This is a genomic window from Microbulbifer sp. A4B17 (assembly GCF_003076275.1).
In the GTDB taxonomy this organism is placed as follows: domain Bacteria; phylum Pseudomonadota; class Gammaproteobacteria; order Pseudomonadales; family Cellvibrionaceae; genus Microbulbifer.
Genome location: NZ_CP029064.1, coordinates 2,035,337 through 2,055,705, shown reverse-complemented (window position 1 = coordinate 2,055,705; position 20,369 = coordinate 2,035,337). Strand labels below are relative to the sequence as shown.

The 20,369-nt window shown below is 47.2% G+C and carries 18 protein-coding genes and 1 pseudogene; 7 read left to right on the top strand and 12 right to left on the bottom strand.

Going from position 1 to position 20,369, the window contains the following annotated elements; all coding sequences use genetic code 11:
• The first annotated feature begins 66 nt into the window (after positions 1 to 66).
• A complete protein-coding gene (locus BTJ40_RS09315) occupies positions 67 to 2,175 on the top strand; it encodes a TonB-dependent siderophore receptor (protein ID WP_108732828.1) in 2,109 nt (702 codons plus the stop codon).
• A complete protein-coding gene (locus tag BTJ40_RS09310; protein WP_108732827.1) occupies positions 2,175 to 2,678 on the top strand; it encodes a hypothetical protein in 504 nt (167 codons plus the stop codon). The genes BTJ40_RS09315 and BTJ40_RS09310 overlap by 1 nt, the downstream gene beginning before the upstream one ends.
• An 899-nt stretch (positions 2,679 to 3,577) precedes the next feature.
• On the opposite strand, the gene BTJ40_RS09305 is transcribed toward BTJ40_RS09310, so the two are convergent.
• The gene (locus BTJ40_RS09305; RefSeq protein ID WP_108732826.1) at positions 3,578 to 4,525 is read right to left on the bottom strand and encodes an alpha/beta fold hydrolase; all 948 of its coding nucleotides are present in this window, start codon (positions 4,523 to 4,525) and stop codon (positions 3,578 to 3,580) included.
• A gap of 93 nt (positions 4,526 to 4,618) precedes the next feature.
• On the bottom strand, positions 4,619 to 5,368 hold the full coding sequence (locus tag BTJ40_RS09300; protein ID WP_108732825.1) for an SDR family NAD(P)-dependent oxidoreductase: 750 nt from the start codon (positions 5,366 to 5,368) through the stop codon (positions 4,619 to 4,621).
• Between the two features lie 120 nt (positions 5,369 to 5,488).
• Here BTJ40_RS09300 and BTJ40_RS09295 point away from each other — a divergent pair, with 120 nt between their 5' ends.
• The 3 genes from BTJ40_RS09295 to BTJ40_RS09285 all read left to right on the top strand — a co-directional run bounded on the left by BTJ40_RS09295 (position 5,489) and on the right by BTJ40_RS09285 (position 9,103).
• Positions 5,489 to 6,070, top strand: coding sequence for a TetR/AcrR family transcriptional regulator (locus BTJ40_RS09295; protein WP_108732824.1), 582 nt, complete (start codon positions 5,489 to 5,491; stop codon positions 6,068 to 6,070).
• Between the two features lie 226 nt (positions 6,071 to 6,296).
• Positions 6,297 to 6,692 (top strand): hypothetical protein, encoded by a 396-nt coding sequence (locus tag BTJ40_RS09290; RefSeq protein WP_108732823.1) that lies wholly within the window; start codon positions 6,297 to 6,299, stop codon positions 6,690 to 6,692.
• A gap of 854 nt (positions 6,693 to 7,546) precedes the next feature.
• The gene (locus BTJ40_RS09285) at positions 7,547 to 9,103 is read left to right on the top strand and encodes a lytic polysaccharide monooxygenase (protein WP_238152176.1); all 1,557 of its coding nucleotides are present in this window, start codon (positions 7,547 to 7,549) and stop codon (positions 9,101 to 9,103) included.
• A 131-nt stretch (positions 9,104 to 9,234) separates the two neighbouring features.
• On the opposite strand, the gene BTJ40_RS09280 is transcribed toward BTJ40_RS09285, so the two are convergent.
• From BTJ40_RS09280 to BTJ40_RS09230, 10 genes and pseudogenes are all read right to left on the bottom strand, one after another.
• Entirely contained in the window at positions 9,235 to 10,260 is a 1,026-nt protein-coding gene (locus BTJ40_RS09280) for an alpha/beta fold hydrolase (protein WP_157953981.1), read from the bottom strand.
• Positions 10,261 to 11,000: 740 nt separating this feature from the next.
• A complete protein-coding gene (locus tag BTJ40_RS09270; protein ID WP_108732820.1) occupies positions 11,001 to 12,020 on the bottom strand; it encodes an NAD(P)-dependent alcohol dehydrogenase in 1,020 nt (339 codons plus the stop codon).
• Between the two features lie 284 nt (positions 12,021 to 12,304).
• On the bottom strand, positions 12,305 to 12,700 hold the full coding sequence (locus tag BTJ40_RS09265) for a glycine zipper family protein (RefSeq protein ID WP_108732819.1): 396 nt from the start codon (positions 12,698 to 12,700) through the stop codon (positions 12,305 to 12,307).
• A 178-nt stretch (positions 12,701 to 12,878) separates the two neighbouring features.
• Positions 12,879 to 13,613 (bottom strand): hypothetical protein, encoded by a 735-nt coding sequence (locus BTJ40_RS09260; RefSeq protein WP_108732818.1) that lies wholly within the window; start codon positions 13,611 to 13,613, stop codon positions 12,879 to 12,881.
• The gene (locus tag BTJ40_RS09255; protein WP_108732817.1) at positions 13,606 to 14,121 is read right to left on the bottom strand and encodes a DUF2878 domain-containing protein; all 516 of its coding nucleotides are present in this window, start codon (positions 14,119 to 14,121) and stop codon (positions 13,606 to 13,608) included. The genes BTJ40_RS09260 and BTJ40_RS09255 overlap by 8 nt, the downstream gene beginning before the upstream one ends.
• Before the next feature lie 136 nt (positions 14,122 to 14,257).
• Positions 14,258 to 15,195 (bottom strand): annotated as a pseudogene (locus tag BTJ40_RS09250) (class I SAM-dependent methyltransferase).
• A gap of 326 nt (positions 15,196 to 15,521) precedes the next feature.
• On the bottom strand, positions 15,522 to 16,319 hold the full coding sequence (locus tag BTJ40_RS09245; protein WP_108732816.1) for a DUF1365 domain-containing protein: 798 nt from the start codon (positions 16,317 to 16,319) through the stop codon (positions 15,522 to 15,524).
• 13 nt (positions 16,320 to 16,332) lie between these two features.
• Positions 16,333 to 17,583, bottom strand: coding sequence for an NAD(P)/FAD-dependent oxidoreductase (locus tag BTJ40_RS09240; protein ID WP_108732815.1), 1,251 nt, complete (start codon positions 17,581 to 17,583; stop codon positions 16,333 to 16,335).
• Positions 17,583 to 18,362, bottom strand: a complete 780-nt coding sequence (locus tag BTJ40_RS09235; protein WP_108732814.1) for an SDR family oxidoreductase — start codon at positions 18,360 to 18,362, stop codon at positions 17,583 to 17,585. Before BTJ40_RS09235 ends, BTJ40_RS09240 begins: the two co-directional genes overlap by 1 nt.
• Complete coding sequence (locus BTJ40_RS09230; RefSeq protein WP_157953980.1) at positions 18,363 to 18,791, bottom strand: nuclear transport factor 2 family protein; 429 nt, start codon at positions 18,789 to 18,791, stop codon at positions 18,363 to 18,365.
• A gap of 254 nt (positions 18,792 to 19,045) precedes the next feature.
• Here BTJ40_RS09230 and BTJ40_RS09225 point away from each other — a divergent pair, with 254 nt between their 5' ends.
• A complete protein-coding gene (locus BTJ40_RS09225) occupies positions 19,046 to 19,660 on the top strand; it encodes a sigma-70 family RNA polymerase sigma factor (protein WP_108732812.1) in 615 nt (204 codons plus the stop codon).
• 7 nt (positions 19,661 to 19,667) lie between these two features.
• Positions 19,668 to 20,339, top strand: a complete 672-nt coding sequence (locus tag BTJ40_RS09220; RefSeq protein ID WP_108732811.1) for a ChrR family anti-sigma-E factor — start codon at positions 19,668 to 19,670, stop codon at positions 20,337 to 20,339.
• Positions 20,340 to 20,369: the final 30 nt, after the last annotated feature.

Here is a 20,369-nt window from a genome sequence, read left to right as displayed (position 1 = left end):
TGCTCACTTGCCACGCAAATACGAATCATTATCATGTTCGGCAGTTTTCTTGCTGGAAGTCCTCTCATGTTTCGCAAAACCCTGCTAGCTACCGCACTCGCAGCCACAGTACCCGCCTCCCTCGCCAATGAAACTCCTTCAGATCAGCCCATTGTAATGGAGGAAACCGTAGTAGTCGGTGTGCGCCAGCGCCTCTATGAGCGCGGAGCCTTGCTGGATGCAATCCAGAAAACTGAGGTTGTTGATGAAAGCCTGATCAAATCCCTGCAGGCAGTTAACCTCACTGACGCCATTGAAAAGTCCCCCGGTGTTCGGGTTTCCAATGAGTGCTCCATGTGCGGGGTCAAACGAATAATGCTGAACGGTATGCGCGGTGAGCACTCCACCATCCTCACCGACGGCGTTCCTCTTCACACCATGATGGCTGGCTATTACGCAGTGGATGCACTGGCCACAACAGGTGTCTCGCGTATCGAGGTGGCCCGAGGTGCGGGAGCATCGCTGCTCGCACCCGAAGCGATCGGAGGAACCATCAATGTCATCTCCAAGGAAGTCGAGGAAACCGGCCTCAACATCAATGCCTCCATGGAGGACAACGACAGCTACTTTCTAGGCATGATGGGCGGCTATGTAAGCGATGATGAACGCACCCGTACATCGCTGGTTATTCAGGACGATAAACACCACCAGATGGACAATGATGACAACGGTGTTAGCGAAGCTCCGCTGCAAGAGAACACCAGTTATGTAGTTCGCCTCTCCCATGACCTGGGTGAACGGGACAACGTGGTACTGCGCACAGCCTATACCGACTCCAGTATTTTTGGCGGCCCCCAGGGATACAGCATTGGTTCCGTCCTGCAAGGCTACGATGGTGTGGAATCTGACCACTTGTTTGTCAACGACGATGTGCGGCAGCAATACATTGGTAAACCCTGGGAAACTACCGAATGGATCTCCACCACTCGCAGTGAAATTTCCTCAAGTTGGCTCCACGAATTCAGCGAATCCTATAACACGCTGTTTACTGTCGCCTGGTCTGAGCACAAGCAGGACTCCTTCTACGAAGGATTCGATTACACCGCTACAGACACACTCAACTACTTCGACCTGCGCAACAATTTGATCCTTAACGATCAGCACATGCTCACATTTGGTGTCGATCTTCGCGATGAATCCATGCGTTCCGACTCTGTCGCAGGAGAGGAAAGCGATAATTACATCGAAGATAGTTTCGACTACCAGACCACCGGCCTCTACATACAGGACACCTGGACCGTTTCACCGGACCTCGAAGTGGCACTGGCCATACGCGTAGACAACGCCAAAGCCGACTTTGTCGCCGAGCAAAAACCGGGTACAGAGATCGATGAAACGGTGGTCGCCCCTCGGATAGACCTCCGCTATCTGCACGACGACCAGTGGACCTCCCGGGTAGCGCTGGGACGAGGATACCGAGCCCCCCTATCCTTTTTCGAAACAGATCACGGCATTCTTGATGCCGGTGATGGCTTTGCCATCGAGATCGAAAACCTTGAAAAATCTCTATCCGCAACTTATGCATTGAGCTTCGAGGGAGAACGCCTCAACAGCACCCTGTCACTGGCATTTACCGAAGTCGATAACCTCGCAGCACTGAGCGAAACCGAAGATGGAGTACCACTGCTTACCCAGATGCAGGAAAGCGCCTCCGTAGGTGCTGCCGATATCACTCTCGGCTACGCGCTCACCGAAAATTTGTCTATCGGTGGCACACTGGAGACCTATGATTACGACGATGTTTTCCGGGAATCTTTTGCCATTGCTCCAGTAGAGCAGCGTGCACTATTCAATCTGGATTACAAAGCCGACTACTGGATGCTATACGCTAGCGCTACCTGGGTAGGCTCCCGGGACTTGGATGAATTTGGCTACGAAGGTTTCAACCAGTTGGGCGACTCCACTTTAAAAAGTACGAGCGCAGACGCCTATTGGACAATAGATCTTAAATTAACCTTTGACGTCACTGAAAATCTGAGCCTGTATCTGGGCGGAAACAACCTGACAGATTACACCCAGGTTGAGGAAGGTGAGAGCCCTCTATTCTGGGATGCCAGTGGTGCCTACGACGTAGCCTATATCTACGGCCCGCTACGAGGGCGTGAATATTACCTGGGCTTCGACTGGAACCTGTAATGCGAGCCTGGCTCGCACTAATCACACTTCTGTTCGCGCCTGCTGGCGCGACAGAAGCTGCCATTTCCCTTTACGATTTTGAACTGCGCAGCCTCGCCGGACCCGAGCGTATCAACTTGCAGCAATTCAAAGGGAAACCCAGCTTGATAGTACTGGTTGAACCTGATTGCCCCTGGTGCTTTCGCCAGGTTCGAGCTCTCAACCGGCTTACTAGCGAGTGCTCCCAACAGTTTCAGCCCATCGCCCTGGGTATCAATGGCTCCCGAAAAGCCCTACTGGCTGAATATCGAAAGCTACGCCCGGAATTCCCCATGCTTCAGGCAAGCACACAGCTTCAACAAGTACTGGGCGAAACTCCCGGCACTCCATTTAGCTTCCTTATAGCCTCCAGCGGAGAGCCACTCAACTGGCTAAGGGGTTATGTTTCGGATAAGAAACTACAACCGATTTTGGAGAGGAGCTTTGACTTCAAATGTGAAAGTGCTCTCGGGACAGCCTCATAAATTAGAGAACTGAATACTGCGATTTTTGCTGAGATAGGAACCCTGCTAGATCTTAAGTACTTATAGATTGAAGATATAGGCAGTGATGCTGTAGATATCAGCTCACTTAGCTATTCACCCTAATTTAGAGCTGTGGCAAGAAGATCTAAGGATAATTTTAGGCTCACTAAGTCAGCGAAAGTTTACAAGTTGATATCATTATCAAGCCCACGCCTACTCCCTTTTGGCGGTCCCCACCTAACACAAGTACCATCTTTTTCCAAAGTGCCCTTCAATACATCACATCTAATTTTAGGCGTCTTTATTTGCTGCCTGCAGTCGGCTAATGATTTATCTGGATGAGAATCTTCACAGTACTCAGCAAGTAACTCACTCGCTTTCTCCGGCCTACTTAGATAAGCAACACTAACCAGCAATAACACAACCAGTATCGTAACTCTCATGGATTAAGTCCCGGGTAATATATAGAGCTACAATAAATAGCATTGTTCACAACACAACCCTTTCCTTAAAATTCCAAGCCGTATTAGCAATGCAGGGCACCCAACAAAGCCACAACGATACATGTCAGAAATATTGACACAGAATAGAATAAGGAATCAAACTCCATGAAATTGTATAAATTACACACAGCCAATATTCCTGCCATTTATAGTCCTGGCTTTCTAAATAATACGCCTTACAATCGTTATATCTTTTCCTGGGTGTGAATCAGATATTCTATCGATATAGAGACTCGATATAGTATTCACTACAATGCAATTAAAGTCTGGATAAGTATACTCATCACACTACCAGATCATTCACTAAAGGTTGACGTGATTAAAGGCAAAGTGGAGGCTTCGCTTTCTGCCCAGAAAAACTGATTAATTGAATGAAAGAATTAACAGGTTTCCAGACTATAAAGCCATAAAAATGTTGGCTGACTTTTCTTCAACAAAACCAATAGATGGATCTTGGCTTTTTAGCGTGCCTAGTAACGCCTCCCAATCGGAGTTTTTCTCATAGAACTGCTTACTTAAGTACGCAGAAATTGCGGCCTGCACAATTGATACATGGGCAGGGTTGTTTTCTTCTTCACTTACAACGCCATAGCCATTAATTCCACCCAGTAAATGCTTTGCCCCCACAAGGGTCAGCAAGTACTCTGCACCAGTTCCCAAAGTAAAAGCATCAGTAAACCAATCTGGTCCACGGGTACTCAGTGGGGAATTATCCTGATCCGCTGCAACAACTAAGCATGGAGCAGTCATTTCCGTAAAACTTGGATTCATAAATGGAAAGAACTTTGCCGCAAAAGGGGATAGATTCTCTCCACCTGTTCCAGTTGCACAAAGTAAAACACCCCCACTCACCCGCTTATCTGATAAATCGGGGCCAGGGATATTGTCTTCATTTAGTACCCGAGCCCCCAGTAACATACCTACAGTTTGTGCTCCATAGGAATGCCCAATAGCAACTACCTTTTCTTTATCTAGACGGCCGCGCAACATGGAAACAGCTTTCTCGATACTGTCCAGCTCATCCAGAACTCTCTTCATGTCAGATACTCGATACTGCCAGATTTCAGGCACTCTAGGGTCATCATCTGGCACCTCAGAATCCAGGAAAACTGGTTGCAGAACTACAAAACCCAAAGAGGCGAGAAATTCAGTTATTGGAGCGTATCCATAAGGTGGTGATTTGTATCCATGGGCGAAGATAACGATTGGTAAGTTTTCACCGTTCACCGGTGCGATTACACGAACCTTTAGCTCTTGCCCCCTGACAGAGTCAGGCAGTAATACAGCATGATGTATAACAAAAGGGCCTTGCTTTTTTACTGATGTGTGATCTGATGTTGTCATAAATTGTTCTCCTTCAACTTTAATTTCCCACTTGATCGATGGGGTTAATAGAACTCAGTAAAGTGGCCACTGGTATTCGCAATCAGCACCGAATTACCATGGCATAGAACCGTTAAAGCTCGTGAAAGTACCAGAATCCCCTTCTCGGCCCAGAAGTGCGACACGCACAATTTCCCTCGCGCCCTCTGCTACAGTCTGCTCACCTTCGTAATTATTTAAGCCAGTGCAAGTAAACCCAGGGCATACGGCATTTACCTTTATGTTTGATTTTTCAAAATCAATTGAGAAAGCCATAGTCACAGCATTTAGCGCAGTTTTTGACATGGAGTAAGCACCAAACATTTTTCGTGCCGGATTGTTGGGATTTGAATGGCTCATCAACGAGCCAGCACCGCTAGAAACATTAACCACTTTGGCAGAAGGAGAGAGTTTAAGAAGAGGCAGCATTGCCTGGGTAACCGCTACAACCCCGAAAACATTAGTTTCAAATATTTCTCGTAATTCAGCCAAAGTTACAGCGCTAACCTGAGTCTTTTTGCCGATTTCTGCTAGAGTTACTCCAGCCTCCCCTGCATGGCTAATCGCCGCGTTATTAACCAATATATCAAGGCGGCCAAAGTCTTTTCTAATAGTGTTGGCTGCAGCTCGGATACTGCTCTCATCAGTAACATCTAGCTGAATAGGCCAAACGCTTTCGCCTATGGAATCAGCGGCTTTTTGCCCCAGCTTCAAATCACGAGCCCCAACTAAGACAGAAACGCCTCTAGCACTCAGGTCCCTCGCGACTTGTAATCCTATCCCCCTATTAGCACCAGTTATCAATGCAATTGGTCTACCGTGCATCATCAGTCTCCACATAGATACAGCTCATGGGCCATTGGCTCCAGCACATGGCTATGGCAAAATCGGAACAGCGTTCCGATTAAATATACGGAACAATGTTCCGTTTATCAAGGGGTAGATATGCCAAAATCTGATGACACTAATTCGAGCCAACGTAAGCGAGCAGACGGCAAGCGCAACCATGACGCCTTGCTCAAGGCAGCCAAGGAAGTCTTCGCCTCCTCCGGCGTAGATGCCCCAGTGCGGGAAATAGCGGGTAAGGCTGGTGTCGGTGTAGGTACTCTTTATCGGCACTACCCGAAGCGGGCAGACCTGATCGCAGCAGTTTTTCGCAGGGAGATCGATAGCTGCTCTGAGGAAGTGATAGAACAGGCTAAACACCTCCCCCCCTTTGAAGCCCTGGCCAGCTGCATGCAAACATTTGCGACCTTTTTTGCCACTAAGCGAGGACTATCCGAAGTATTGCACTCAGGCGATCCAGCCTTTGAAACCCTTCCAAGCTATTTTGACCAGCACTTAAGGCCAGTCCTCGCTATGGTATTAGGTGCAGCAATAGAATCGGGAGACGTTCGTTCAGATATAACTGCAGATGAGTTACTCGGAGGAATTGCAAGATTGGGGATGTCCTCTTCTGAAGACTCATCTGGGCAAGTAGGACGTATGGTCGCACTATTAGCCGATGGACTGCGATTTAAAGAGTGAAAAACTCTTTTATCAAAATGGCTTCAAGGGTTAATGACAGTCAGAAAATGACTGAAGCAACCAAACCAAAATGGTGAGAGCATTTATTCGATGATGCAGATGAATAGTTTTTATCTAGGTGCTTTTTAGATCTGGTAATTAAAGATAGATATAAAAATGAGCCTACAGTGAATATTTCACTTTCTGCCGCTCTCTCCATAGGGCTTGAAACCGCTAGGATTGTTAAATGAGATTGATTCTGATTCTAATAGTAGCAGTTGGCCTGGATAATCTAGTCCATACGTACAGTCCTGAATTGGGAGGGAATCTACCTTTACTTTTATTCTTAATACTTGGAGGGCTTCCGTATGTGGTACTTCCGCCAAAATCCAGATATTTTAGGAGAGAGATAAGATCTTGGGCAAGAAGCAAAAATATAGAAATTGTAGAACTCAAAAACTACTATCTCCTAAAAGGAAAGCTGTTCTGGAGGACATCGGATGTCCAAGAAATTTTTATTCTAAAAGAACATAATGCTGAATATTGGATTGCCTGTGGCTCATGGTTTCTCGGGGCATTCAATAACAACTTAAAGGTATACAAGCTAATTGATAATCGCTTAAAGCTGATAAGCTCCACCTGAGACTCAATGCCTATAAAATAAGTACAAAGACATGTGCAAACCAGTTCTAGCACCTGAATCTATTGATGCCTACAACATCAAAAGCATTTGCTTACTTACCGATTTATCTGATACAACAAGCAAATAGATTGAAAAAATAATTACAGTACAATTTTTGCCCGCTACATAATTGAAGGCCGAAGCTTCTCAATTATTGGTTTGTCATAGTCACTCCCCCTATTCTCGTCTAACCCCCTATCAGCTCCACCCAAATAAATTAACATTCACTTAAAGAATAGATAGAGACTAGACCATCGAAAGTGCAATAAATTTACTTTGCAATAGTCTATACTGCTATAAGACAAACCTCCCCCCAACAATGCGGTTTTTCAGCCCCCAAGAAAACCTTCCTGCTCCAATACAAGTTAGGCAAACTCATAAGGCTGGTATGTATTTTGCGTTTTCATTAACCCGTACCCTCTGTATTTAGCACATAAACTTCAAGCTTTTATACCGCCCTTCATGCTTTATTTTCTTTGACAGTCATTACATTGTCACAAAACACCAAAAATGACTTCATTTTTTTTACCCACTGCTCAAGCAACTATTGATTAATGGAAACGTAAATTTTACTAAAACATGTTAATTCATGTATGGCATGGAACCCATGTCCACGTGAAAGGTCTGTCTTATTAGCAATTTTTAACGGGTAATTATTTATTTACTAACTGCATTTTTTGATCCTGGTGACAAGGAAAGAATGGCCGGCATTCTCAAACACCAACTTATTTCACAGTATTCACCAGGAAATTGAACTTAATATTCCAGTCGTTCTAAATAAATCGACAAGAATAATTTAAACCAGGAGTAACCTTATGCTTTTAAGAAAAAAAAGCGCGCTTGCGACAATGTTGCTGATACCTTTCAGCTTACAAGTACACGCTCACGGCTGGTCTGAATTTCCAAAAGCCAGGCAAAAAATTTGCTATGATCAAGGCAATATCTGGTCTGGAACACCATCCAATCCAGGCTGTGCCCTGGCAAAATCCATTTCTGGATCTTATCCTTTCCAACAACACAGCGAATTCTCGATTAACATCCCTGACTACAATAATTCTGCCGCTGTAAAAAGTGCCATTCCCGATGGAACTCTATGCTATGCAAATGATCAGCAGAAAAAAGGGATGGGAGCAGCAACTGATGCCTGGACCCGTGTAGAAGTTAATGCTGGAACATTCGAATACGTATTCCAGGCAACAGCGCCACACAACCCATCTTTTTGGGAGTTTTACCTTACGAAAGCGGATGCAGACCTGTCACAACCACTGGCATGGGATGACCTTGAGCTTATCCAGGAGGAGGGGGACGTACCTGTCGTCAATGGTCAATATCGCATGAATGTCACCATTCCAGAAGACAGGGTAGGTAATGCAATTTTATTTGTACGTTGGCAGCGAGTGGACCCAGTTGGTGAGGGCTTCTACAACTGTAGTGATATCACTATTGTAAATACTGATGTTGAACCGCCTACAGAGCCTGATCCCGGCACCACACAGCCATACCTTATTCAGGGCAACACCTTTATTCCAGAAGACGTGAGTATAGACTCAATTAATGTTGGTGACACCGTCAATTATACGGTATTCAATAAAAATGGTGAGGAACACTCATCATTTTCGCTGGCAATTACCGAGGACAATAAGAATGACTGGGACAGGCTTTTAGCTTCTCAAGTCACTGGCTGGTACCAATCAAACCACAATGGAAATGTTTTTATTGGTCGCTGGCATGAAGAAATGAACCATTACATGTACTTCCAGGGTGATTTACATGGCAACTACTTCAACTCCAAAGACTCACGTGCCTCCGGTCAATTCACTATTACAAGCAATGGAAGTGAATTAATCGCTACTATCACACCTAAGGTTTTAAAACCGCTTGATATAGCTAAAGTAGCACACGGGGATTTAGTGGTACTTTCACCGGGAGAAAGCGCCGGAAACATTAATAATACGGAATGGTCACAGGTAAGTGGAAGCTCTGTTGAAACCGCAACCGGGCCCAGTGGTGCACTGGTTATCGACACGTCAAGCTTAACAAATGAACAGCATGAGTTAAGTTTCAAGTTAACCGTAAGCAGTGACTCTGCTGTTGATGACGAGATCTACTCTTTTACTGTTGAACCATCAACTACCACAGATCCCACAGATCCCACAGATCCCACAGATCCCACAGATCCCACAGATCCCACAGATCCCACAGATCCCACAGATCCCACAGATCCCACAGATCCCAGTATTCAAGCTTGGGATAGCAACGAAATCTACACCGCAGGTGATATCGTTAGCCACAATGGTGAAACATGGACTGCCGGATGGTGGACAAGGGGCGAGGAGCCAGGTACAACTGGACAATGGGGTGTTTGGCGTTAAGTTAAGCACTACCAACCAAAAATATTAACTGGTAGAAACTTCGACTACCAGCTTTTAACAAAAAGGCCTCAGTAATCCTGAGGCCTTTTCTTTTTGTAAGCCCATTTAGTGTAAATAGTGATATGCCGGCATTAGTTATTAGCTTCTAAAAATTGTACTTCATGCTCCATCCATTCTTTCACATATACAGGTGCCATGGCATGGCCCATACCTTCTACCCACAATGTTTTAGCACCAGGAATGCGAGCTGCATACTTTTTGGCTTGAGCAATATTTAACAGGGGATCTCTGTCACCGTGGATAACCATGGTGGGGACCTCTAAGCCCTCCAATCGCTCTAATCGCGAGCCAGAAAGAGAGATTGCTGTAAATTGCTGAACTGGCAGATTATGATCAAATCCTTGCCTATGACGTAGTTCGTAGAGAGTGGTGTGTGCAATATGTTCAACATCAAAGCCTCCCTGCCCCTGAAGGCTGTGATAAGTACTTACCATCAACTTAGCCATACCCTCATCGGAGCCACTGAGTCCATAGCGAAGAAATAGCCGAAGCATATTGTATCTGAAGGTTTTTCCCTGGGGTAACTCGGGGTCTTCGAGAAAACCTGAGGACATGATTGAGGTAAGGCTTTTCAAGCGATGGGGGTATTGCAGGGCCATTTCTTGCGCAATCATTCCTCCCATTGAGGCACCCATAACATGAACTTGGTTAATCCCCAGGGAGTCCATAACCGCAAGGTTATCGCGCATCATGTCGGAAAGGTCGTAAGCAGTCTCCTTAGTCCAGTTGGTAACCCAACTCGAGGCACCGCAGCCACGGTGATCTGTGAGTAGTACCTGATAGCCAGCAGCTAAGAGTGGCTCATAGACTTCAGATGGCCAATACAAAGAAGAAGACCCCATACCGTTTATCAGTAACACCGTGCCACGAACAGGTATCCCCTCTGGGCTTTTAAGCTGATACCAAATTTTAAGGCTTCCTGAGCGAACATATCCGCTCTGGCCTGAGATCAGTTCAGGTAGCGGTTTTTCAAGGCTCAGGTTTAGCTTTTTCTGGACATCTTTGGGTAGCGGGGGCGTTGTAAGGACCCAAATAGTACAAGATAGCACCAGAAGGAATACTATCGCGCCAACTATAAATGAAACTGTCTTGATCAATGTAAGCCTCCACAAACACCGCAACATCGGTGCAGAAATAATATTTATATGTAATATCAGGCAATAGTGAGATCTGGGTAAGTCATTTCTGTCATCAAATCTATATGACATTTGTCATCTTTTTTTGATGATTAAACAGTCTAGCCACAACTGCTGGACAGTAAATGTATATATATTAGAGTTAAGCCTCCAGTATGGGAGGCTAAGGTTACCTGCAGCTAATGGCTTCTAGTATCGCTCAACAGAAACTTAAAGGTATACAAACTTGTCTAAAATCGCTTAAAGATGATATCTTCTACTCATGATCTAACATCTACAAGATCAAATAGTGCCAATTATGTACGAAGCTGCTTTACTAGTATCCCTCACGATCTTATTTCTATTTTTTGCTGCGAAAACTTTTTTATATAGAGCATCAGTAAAAAAACACCTGAAATTTGAACACGAGGGCATGTACAAGCAACTTCTCATGTCTGAGTCCTTTGACATCAACGAGATCAAGAAACACAAATTTTTTGATAAGTTTATTAGAGAAAAAGAATATTTAAGGCTGGAAGACTCCTTTTTAACTCGCACTTGTTGCCGCTATGTTTTTTATGGGCGCTGCTCCCTAGCAATTGGATTATTATTGTTACTTGTATCTATTTCTATCTAGATTTGTGGATACTTGCTTAGGATTTAAAACAATAGGGCTTTGGACGCTCTTTTCTTTGACATCGTGATCTGAACACAACAGTACTCTACCCCTCCTGCGATAAAACAATCCGGTACTTAGCCTTACCAGATTTTAAATGCTCAAATGCCGCTTCTATCTGGCTCATTGGGAAAATCTCTATCTCAGGTTTAATCTTATGGTGCGCTACAAACTCAAGCATGGTTTCGATAGTGCCGGGACTGCCGACAGGAGATGCTGAAATTGAGCGCTGTCCAAATAACAAGGGAAATAGAGTAAATTGTATTGGGTTAGTTACAGCTCCAACAAAGTGTAAGCGCCCCTTGGGTTTTAGGGACTGGATATATAAATCCCAATCAAGAGTGACGTTGACCGTTGACAGAATAAAATCAAAGCTCATTGCTGCCACTTGAATCTCTTCTGGATTACGGGAGTTCAGTGTTTTATGAGCACCCAGAGCTAAGGCTTCTTTGCGTTTTTCCTCACTGGACGTAAACGCGGTAACCTCACACCCCCAGGCATTGAAAAACTTCAAAGCCAGATGGCCAAGGCCTCCAATACCAATCACTGCGACTTTGTCAGTGGGCTTAATATCAAATTGAATCAGTGGATTAAATACGGTAATACCCGCACATAAAAGGGGGCCGGCCGATGCATAATCCACACCGTCAGGGATAACAACCAGGCCACTCATATCAGCCCTGGCTTTATCGGCAAAGCCTCCATTAGTCAGGATAGTGTATTGTGCCTCTCTACACAGGTTGAGATCACCAATTCGACAAGTATGACACGTTTCACAGTAACCAGAATTCCAACCTAAACCGACAACAGTGCCTTTTTTAAAATGATTGACCTGCTCTCCCATCGCAGTGACACGACCAATGACTTCGTGTCCAGCAACCATTGGATATTTTCCTATCCCCCACTCGTCTTCAATCATACTCAAGTCACTATGGCAAATACCACAGTACATAATTTCCAATTCAACTTCTGTAGCACCTAGCTCTCCCGCTTCTATTTGATAATTTTTAAAAGGACCACCGGCTTCTAAAACTGCATGGGCATTAATAGTTGATGCAGTGGACATAGCAGGCTCCTAAAAACAGGAAATCTAAAATGGCCTTAAAAGTTTAGACGCCATTCAGTTAATGGCTCCGCTGCATTTTCACAATTTTGTTTTTGATTTACTAATGGCCCTGCTATTTAGCACAACAACTTAAGCAACCAGTCATTAAAAAGTAAAATGTTGGAGTTAAAACTGTAAAATAGAAAAAAGGCCGGGGGTACTTCCCCCGGCCAGTGCCAAGTCCTGTGAGGTTGCTGAATAGCAGAGGACTGATGAGAAATTGGACAGCAGTTTTATGCAGAAGATCAATTCAACACTCGATATCCGCGACCAATCAGGCAATTCTTAATGATGTAGGTCGCCTCTGAGCTAGCGCTACCCGCACCTGATAAGCCTCCGACAAGTGCGCCGGCACCGGCTCCAGCTACTGCGGCACGTCCACTATCACCGACTATCGCACCGAGTGCGCCACCAACTACAGCTCCACCAGCTGCACCGGCAGCCGTTCTGCGCCCTTGGTCACTGTATGTTGAGTAAGCGATTCCCTTGCATTCTGCAAGGTCCGCTTGATACTGATTCATATTAACGCCCCAGGTATCGATAACGATTCCACCGGCACCGGGAACCTGCTCTGGCTGAGCAGCGCAACCATAGAGCAGTGCCATCATGACTCCAGCAGTTGCAGAAATAGCAGTCTTCATCAATCACCCCATATCGCTTTCGCCACAGGATAGTGAGCTTGTCACGCTTTTCTTCTTTAGGTTTAGCTGGCGGTTGAACTTGGCGCCAGTCAGGCGCCTAAAAAAGAATGACCCGTTAGACAATGAGTCTGATAGGCGTAAATAGTGTTGTAGCAGTCAGTAAGGCTGTATCGTTGATCTATGGATGGGCCGGCAAGGTGCCACTGGGCGGCATTGAATACTGATAGAACACTTCCAGCTGTTGTGAGTTCGCCTGGGAGTCAAGGATATTCACTATGCCCTTAAAACTCTTTAATCGGCGACTAGCAGTATCGTAAGTGAGATTTAGATCTTTTACGAATAGACGAATAAGAGGCTGGGCAACATCTACCCTTATACAGGTATCTTCACTGGCCTCCCGGTTACAGGAAACCATCCGAGCTCGCAACTTTATCGACCGGCCATGCATTGGGGAGGCGAAGTTAAAGTTGAGGGTTTCCCCTGAAGCCAGGGAGCCCCAGTGGTCACGCACGTATGTATCGAAGCCCGCATCGATAACATCGATACTTCGAGCATCTCGCAAACTTACTTTCCAGTCTTTATCCTCATTGGCTCGGTAGCGCATCTTCCACTGACTGTCCTGCCAAAGAACTTCTCGCACTTCTCCATGCCTTCGATCAACCTGAGTAACATTGGGCAAAGCACTGCGACTGGCTGCAGCGCCATCTCGCTCCTGCAGGGTTTTCTCTGCTATTAAATCACCTTCCGGCGAATAGTAGAAAACGATTATCTCGTCATTCTCTTTTGAAGTGTAATATTCACAATATTGAAGCTGTCGATCGACAGGATCATAAGCCAGCCCTTTTACCAGGTAAGGCCCTTGGTAATGACAGTTAGTTCCGGCAATAGCCGACATCGCAATAAATTCAAGCATTGCTCGCCTCTTTTTGACAAATCCTTCTTGCCAAATAGGCAAACAACGGCAGGATGCAGGCCCAGATTACACTTAGTGTTCCCAGGGATTGCCACAGGGGTCTGTGCAATTCCACAGTGCCATTTAGGAATGCACCAGTAAAGTAACTGAATGGCCCAAAAAAACCACCCAGGATGACCGCCAACCATAGATTTTTCTGTAAGAAGACCAAACTGTATCGTAAGGTCATGGCAAAGTTCAACCACAGGCAGATCAGCCATAAGGGAGGCCAGGAGGAGCCGCTGTCATTTCGCATCACCCCCAAATGAAACAAGATAGAGTCTATAGACACACCAAAGATAAACACCCCCGCTAACCAAAGCGGTTCCCTGGGCAAATTGGCGATATAGCGCAAATGTATAAATAGATTCAACAGAGTAAAGGGAACCACCAACCACACCTTGGCCACTATGACGCACAGTGGCCAGGCGATATCGAAAAGTAAGGCATTAGCGACAAAACGCCACATGCAGGAGAGCCCCTGGTTGATTCCGTAATATCCTTGGGTTGCAAACTCTTAAAAGGTTTGAACAACTCCCTGAAATCACGCCTTGATCCTGAGCCATTCTGAAAGACAAACACTTCACAAGATTAACTTGAGAAGTTTAGAACCTGCCCAGAAACCGAGGTTTAGCGAACACAAATTGGGCAGTACCAATCACTCGCTGCAAAAATCCCCCTTCGCAATAGCATAAATAGAATTCCCACATACGGATAAATCGCTCATCAAAACCTAACTCACGCACTTTGGAAATTCGCTCAAAAAATGCTTTGCGCCAGTCACTTAATGTACGGGCGTAGTGGGCGGTGATGTCTTCGAGCCCAACAATCTGCATATCTGTTGAATTGGCAATATGGTCCGCGATAACCTGATTAGACGGCAGGCAGCCACCTGGGAAGATATATCGCTGAATAAAATCGACCTCTTTACGATACTCGTGGTAGCGCTGGTCGCGAATGGTGATTGCCTGCATCACCATCAAGCCATCTTCTTTGAGTAATTCGCTACAACCAGCGAAGAAGGTCTTGTGAAATTCGTGCCCTACTGCCTCCACCATTTCAATCGATACAATTTTATCGTACTTACCTTTCAGGTCCCGATAGTCCTGTAATAGCAGGGTTATCTGATCCTCTAAACCCTCATGCTTCACCCATTGACGAGCGTAGTCATATTGCTCTTGGGAAATAGTAGTGGTTGTTACTTTACAGCCATAGTACTTGGCAGCATGAATGGCCATCCCCCCCACCCAGTACCAATCTCAAGGAGGTGATCGGAGGGCTTTAACTTTAGCTTTCGGCAGATCAGTTCCAGTTTGTGATTAGAGGCTTCAAACAGGGTTGCGTTTTCAGACGGGTAGACCGCAGATGAATACAGCATGGTCCTGTCCAAAAATAACCGGAAAAATTCATTGCCCAGGTCATAGTGTGCAGAAATATTCTTACGTGAGCCATTGCGGTTATTCGCATTCAACTGATGTAACCAGCGCAGGCCTAATCGGGGTAAATAGCTCCAACGACTATCGATACCTTCCACCAATTCCATGTTGTCCACCATCAGGCGAATCAGGTCCACGGTATTGGTTGAAGTCCAGGCGCCCTGCATAAAGGCTTCTCCAGAACCAATGGTTCCGTTTAAAAGCACCTGTATATAGCTGGATGGATCATGTACGCAAATATGTGCCGAGATCTCTGCATCTTCTTGTCTCTGACCAAAGTGGTAACACTGCTCCCCCTCTTCAATTAACAAGTAGCCACGATCAATACCCTTGAGTTTTTCCAACACCAGCTTGCGCGCCAGGCGAACGAGCCAGGACTGTGCTGATAATTCTGATTTTGACGACGAAGCCTGATCAACTTCCTGAACTGCTCTCATAGTTGTTTATCTCCTGCCTGAACCTCAGCGTCGTCGCGAGGGTGCGAAAATACCGGGATACGCTTGACCCATAATTTCAGTGCCTGCCAATAAATGGCGGCTATAACTTTTACGGTCATCAAGGGGTACTGGATCAATATTGAATTAAGCGATCGGCCGCTAATTTCGCAGCGCTGTAAGCTGAGAGTTGCATCAAACATTGGGCGAGTGCCATCTTCTGCATCCTCGGCACTCGCATCAAAATTTTGCAGGTAGGCTGTCAGCTTTTCTCCAGGTTTTGTCCCCCTCCATCGATACCCTTGGGCCATGGGCATAAAAGGCGAGACATGAAACGTTTTTGCGAAGGTCGCTTTTTGCAGTTTGGTATTATTACGACAGTCCAAAACATAGCTGTGACGCTCTTTCCAGGGTGTGTTGTGCACGTCCAGGAGCAACCAATCCACATTTTGGCCCTCAGCATCGAAACAATAGTAAACACTGAGTGGATTCATGTTGTAGCCAAAGTAGCGCCAATTGGCCAGCAAGCGAATAGGTCCCGCAGGCTGCTCCCCCGCTTCCTCCTCCACCCGCTGTCGAACCGCCTTATCAAGACTGAGGGATTCATCGCCAAAAAAATCACTGCGACAAAATCTCGCAGGTGCGCGCCGTTGGGAGGACCAAAAAGGTGAGAGCTGACAAATGGCTTCCACCTCTGCCAGATCGACGTACATCATAAAAACCTGGTAGCGAAACTGATGAGCTCTGGGCGCAAAGCGCCGGTGCTCCAACCACCCGGTATAAATCGCACTTTCCATGATACCGGCCTCCTTACCAGTCAACACCCAACCCCCGAGCCACTCGCAACGCACTCGTTACACCGTCTTCATGAAATCCATTTGCCCAATAAGCACCGCAGAACCAGGTGCGGTTAACACCATTAATACTATCCCACTGCTGTTGCGCTCGTGTTCCGGCCACAGAGAACTGGGGATGGGAGTATTCAAAACGACCGAGCACAGACTTGGGATCGATAAGCTCTTCGGCATTCAGGGTGACACAATAGGTTTTCTCGGTATTCAATCCCTGAAGTATATTCATGTTGTATGTCAAAACAGGCAGCGTATCCTGTTCACTGCGCAATTGGTAATTCCAACTCGACCAACTGCGACGGTGACGCGGTAACAAGGTCCTGTCTGTATGCAGGACCACGGCATTTTTTGCATAGGGTATAGCCCCCAGGATTTTTTGCTCGCTGCCGCTGGGGTCGGTCAAACATTGAAGGGCCTGATCGGAGTGGCAAGCGAAAACAACGGCATCAAACTCCAGATTTTCCCCTGCAGCAGTGCGAACATTCACACCTTCCCGACAGCGCTGCACGGCCTCAATGGGTGTAGATAAGCGAATTTTATTTGCGAAAGATTGTATTAACGGATCAATATATTCACGCGACCCACCCTTAATCACTCGCCACTGTGGGCGGCGCACCAAGTTGAGCAGGCCGTGATTGACAAAAAAGCGGACAAAGAAACTGACAGAAAACTCCAGCATTTGCGCCACACTGGCAGACCAGATAGCAGAGCCCATAGGTACCAAATAGCGATTGGCGAATTCCGCGGAGTAACCGTTCGCAGGTAGATACTCACCCAAGGTCAATGTCTCGCTCAGCCTCCCCTCCTGCCAGTCGCGGAGGGCATTACGGTTAAAGCGCACAATGTCCCAGAGCATACGCCAGTGCCCAGCGCTGACGATATTTGAGCGCTGTGCAAACAGGCTGTTGAGATTGTTACCCGCATATTCAAATCCCTCCTGATCGCAGCGCACACTAAAGCCCATGGAGGTGGGTTGGGATTGAACTCCCAGCTCTTTAAGCAAGCGAATAAAATTCGGATAGGTCCAGTCGTTGTAAACAATAAAGCCGGTATCCACTGCTAACCGGCGTCCCCCCTCGTCAATATCAACCGTAGCGGTATGCCCTCCCAGGCGCGCCTGTGCTTCAAACAGGGTGATATCGTACTTTCGATTCAATAGATAAGCGGCAGTAAGACCGGCAATGCCGCTGCCAACAATAGCGATTCGCATCAATTCTTCCTTAGTGTGCGGATTCTTGTCATTTTAGGTACGCAAAAACGGAACCAGATTGAGCTGAAAAACCCCAGAAACCGCAGAGGCCAGCTGAGCCGTTTAGGAAAATCGACTGTATGCCCAACACCACAGAGCCCCTGTTCAATGCGCTCAGCAGCCTGATCTGGAGTCATTAAAAAAGGCATGTCAAAGTCATTGCGCTGGGTAAGGCGGGTGTCAACAAACCCCGGGCGAATGTGGACCACCCGAAGTGGAGTAAGGCTGGTATCGGCGCGCACCGACTCCAGAAAATAGGCCACCGCCGCTTTGGAACTGCCATACGCTTCGGCGCGGGGAAAAGGCACCACTGACGAGAGACTGCCGAGCGCGGCAAATACCGGAGACCGGCTTGCGGCTAACAGTGGCTGCGCGCATTTCAAGGTATTCACCAAGGCAAAGAAATTGCCATCAAAAACCCGCCGGTACATTGTGACATCCAATTGAAGGTCGTCGTCATATTCACAGGTACCAGCGCAAGCAATCACCATATCCAGGTGATCTGTGAAGCCCGCTAATCGCCGAGCAACACCCGGCATCACCGCATCATCACTAAGGTCACAGTCTAAAACCCTAAGGCGACTGGGGGCTATTTTCTGTAGCTCCGTCAGCGCATCCAGCCTGCGACTGCTGGCAATCACAAAATTATTCTGTTCCACCAGGCGCAATGTAAGCGCACGCCCAATACCCGAGCTGGCGCCAGTAATCCAGAGTACTTTGTCACGAATCCCCTGGGACACTTAATTTCGCTCCATACGGGACTTGATAAAGTTGATACAGGAACCCAGCACTGGCACCTGCTCATAAACCATGGCCCCCATATCGTAAAAGTCCTCGTGGTAGTGAATCTTATCGGTATAGCGCAACAGGCTGCAGCCACGAAGTTTTAATGGGCGCCCACCTTTGAGGGACTGGTGTCGGTAGTGCATGGTCCACGAAAGGCAGGCGCTGCCCTCGCCCACCACCGGCAGATCATCAAATTGGAAGCGACACTGAGTGAGCCCCCTGCTCATTCCCGCAAAGTAGCTCTTTAAAGCAGGCAACCCCTCTATCCGATGCAACGGGTCACAGAAAATGACATCGTCGCTATATAGTGATCCAAGGCTGCCAGTTTCCTGCATCAGGAAGTCTTTGTAGTACTCCTCTAGCTCCTCAATCAACGCGCTCATCATCGGATTCCTTACTGTTTTAGCTGCAGATAAATACGCCACACCCCATCGGGTGGATCACCGCTCAATAAAAGGTAGGCCAGAGTGATCCAGTTATGTCCTCTCTGCGTAAGTAGTTATCAGACAACTGGGAAGTCTCCCCCTGAGAGCCTGTTGCAGAACGTGGTACACGGATGTACCACAACAGGTCTCAACACTAATTTCCAGACATGCTTGATTGCGTGAGTATCGACAACGACAGAAAGACCGTTAACATGGCGCATAGCCCCCAAGCAAAAAGTGAAATAGGCCCGGTGAAACTGCCACAAAGAGAGGACCAGGACTGGAGTGCCCTGCTTACGCGAGTCGGTACTGAGCGTGATCGCCAGTCCTTTGAGCAGCTCTTTCACCACTTTGCCCCACTAATTAAGGGTTTCCATCACAGCCGCACCACCCAGGCAATTAGCGCTGAAGCCGCCGATGAGCTAGTTCAGGAGACCCTGTTTAAAGTCTGGCGCAAGGCCCCCAGCTTCGATGCCAGTAAGGCTTCTGCCAGCACCTGGATATTCACCATTATGCGCAACACTCGTATCGACATGTTGCGCCGTAACGGGCGTCATCAAAACGCCGAGATTATTGAAGCCATGGATGTTTGGGATGAAACCCCCGAACACCAACCGTTGATATTTCTACAGAGAAGACGCAACGAAAAGGAAGTTGCGGAAGGCCTGCACAGCCTGCCGGCAGAACAAAGCCACGTCCTGGAAAAGGCGTATATGGAAGGCAAATCCCACAGTGAGATATCCAAGGAGCTGGAATTACCATTGGGCACGGTAAAGTCCCGCGTGCGACTGGCCCTAAAGAAGTTACAAGCGAGGTTGGCCAAGTAGGTTTAGTATGATTCGCCACCACCCCGATAAAAATTTACTCCTTGAATACGCTTCCGGCAGCCTGCCCAAAGGCGCCAGCCTGGTCGTTTCCGCCCATATACAAATGTGTGCCGAGTGTCGCGCTCAATATCGAACCATGAACACCCTGGGTGGCTCCATTCTGGAGTCCTGTGCACCACAGGCCGTAAACGATAAGGCTTTCCACCGGCTGATGGGACGTATTGATCAGGCAGCTGAACCGGAGCAACAGGTGACTCCCGAGAGATCCAAATCCACAGAGCCCATGCTGGCGGATGCGCCGCCAGTCGTGCACAAGCTGCTGGAAAAAAATCCCCCGATCAAATGGAAAACTATCGCGCCCGCCCTAAAAATGTGTCGACTAAAAACCGGGCAGGATCAATATGAAGTGAGCTTTCATCGCCTGAGTTGTGGCGGCAAAGTTGCAGAGCACGATCACCGGGGCTACGAACTCACCCTGGTTCTGTACGGCAGCTTCTCTGACAGTGATGGAGTTTATAGTCCAGGGGACTTTCTGTTGCGGGAACCCGGCGACGTGCACCGCCCGACGGTCACAGAAGATCAAGAGTGCCTGTGCTTCTCTGCGGTACAAGCACCGGTGGCGATTACCGGTGTCAGCGGCTGGTTGCTAAACCGCCTTATCCCTTTTCGTCCAGGCTGACACCGATTAAAAGAGCTGCGGCGTCTAGGA

Bases quoted from the DNA above. Each gene is read 5' to 3' on its own strand.
- BTJ40_RS09315 (WP_108732828.1), top strand. From the start codon at position 67: ATGTTTCGCAAAACCCTGCTAGCTACCGCACTCGCAGCCACAGTACCC.
- BTJ40_RS09310 (WP_108732827.1), top strand. From the start codon at position 2,175: ATGCGAGCCTGGCTCGCACTAATCACACTTCTGTTCGCGCCTGCTGGC.
- BTJ40_RS09305 (WP_108732826.1), bottom strand. From the start codon at position 4,525: ATGACAACATCAGATCACACATCAGTAAAAAAGCAAGGCCCTTTTGTT.
- BTJ40_RS09300 (WP_108732825.1), bottom strand. From the start codon at position 5,368: ATGCACGGTAGACCAATTGCATTGATAACTGGTGCTAATAGGGGGATA.
- BTJ40_RS09295 (WP_108732824.1), top strand. From the start codon at position 5,489: ATGCCAAAATCTGATGACACTAATTCGAGCCAACGTAAGCGAGCAGAC.
- BTJ40_RS09290 (WP_108732823.1), top strand. From the start codon at position 6,297: ATGAGATTGATTCTGATTCTAATAGTAGCAGTTGGCCTGGATAATCTA.
- BTJ40_RS09285 (WP_238152176.1), top strand. From the start codon at position 7,547: ATGCTTTTAAGAAAAAAAAGCGCGCTTGCGACAATGTTGCTGATACCT.
- BTJ40_RS09270 (WP_108732820.1), bottom strand. From the start codon at position 12,020: ATGTCCACTGCATCAACTATTAATGCCCATGCAGTTTTAGAAGCCGGT.
- BTJ40_RS09265 (WP_108732819.1), bottom strand. From the start codon at position 12,700: ATGAAGACTGCTATTTCTGCAACTGCTGGAGTCATGATGGCACTGCTC.
- BTJ40_RS09260 (WP_108732818.1), bottom strand. From the start codon at position 13,613: ATGCTTGAATTTATTGCGATGTCGGCTATTGCCGGAACTAACTGTCAT.
- BTJ40_RS09255 (WP_108732817.1), bottom strand. From the start codon at position 14,121: ATGTGGCGTTTTGTCGCTAATGCCTTACTTTTCGATATCGCCTGGCCA.
- BTJ40_RS09245 (WP_108732816.1), bottom strand. From the start codon at position 16,319: ATGGAAAGTGCGATTTATACCGGGTGGTTGGAGCACCGGCGCTTTGCG.
- BTJ40_RS09240 (WP_108732815.1), bottom strand. From the start codon at position 17,583: ATGCGAATCGCTATTGTTGGCAGCGGCATTGCCGGTCTTACTGCCGCT.
- BTJ40_RS09230 (WP_157953980.1), bottom strand. From the start codon at position 18,791: ATGAGCGCGTTGATTGAGGAGCTAGAGGAGTACTACAAAGACTTCCTG.
- BTJ40_RS09225 (WP_108732812.1), top strand. From the start codon at position 19,046: ATGGCGCATAGCCCCCAAGCAAAAAGTGAAATAGGCCCGGTGAAACTG.
- BTJ40_RS09220 (WP_108732811.1), top strand. From the start codon at position 19,668: ATGATTCGCCACCACCCCGATAAAAATTTACTCCTTGAATACGCTTCC.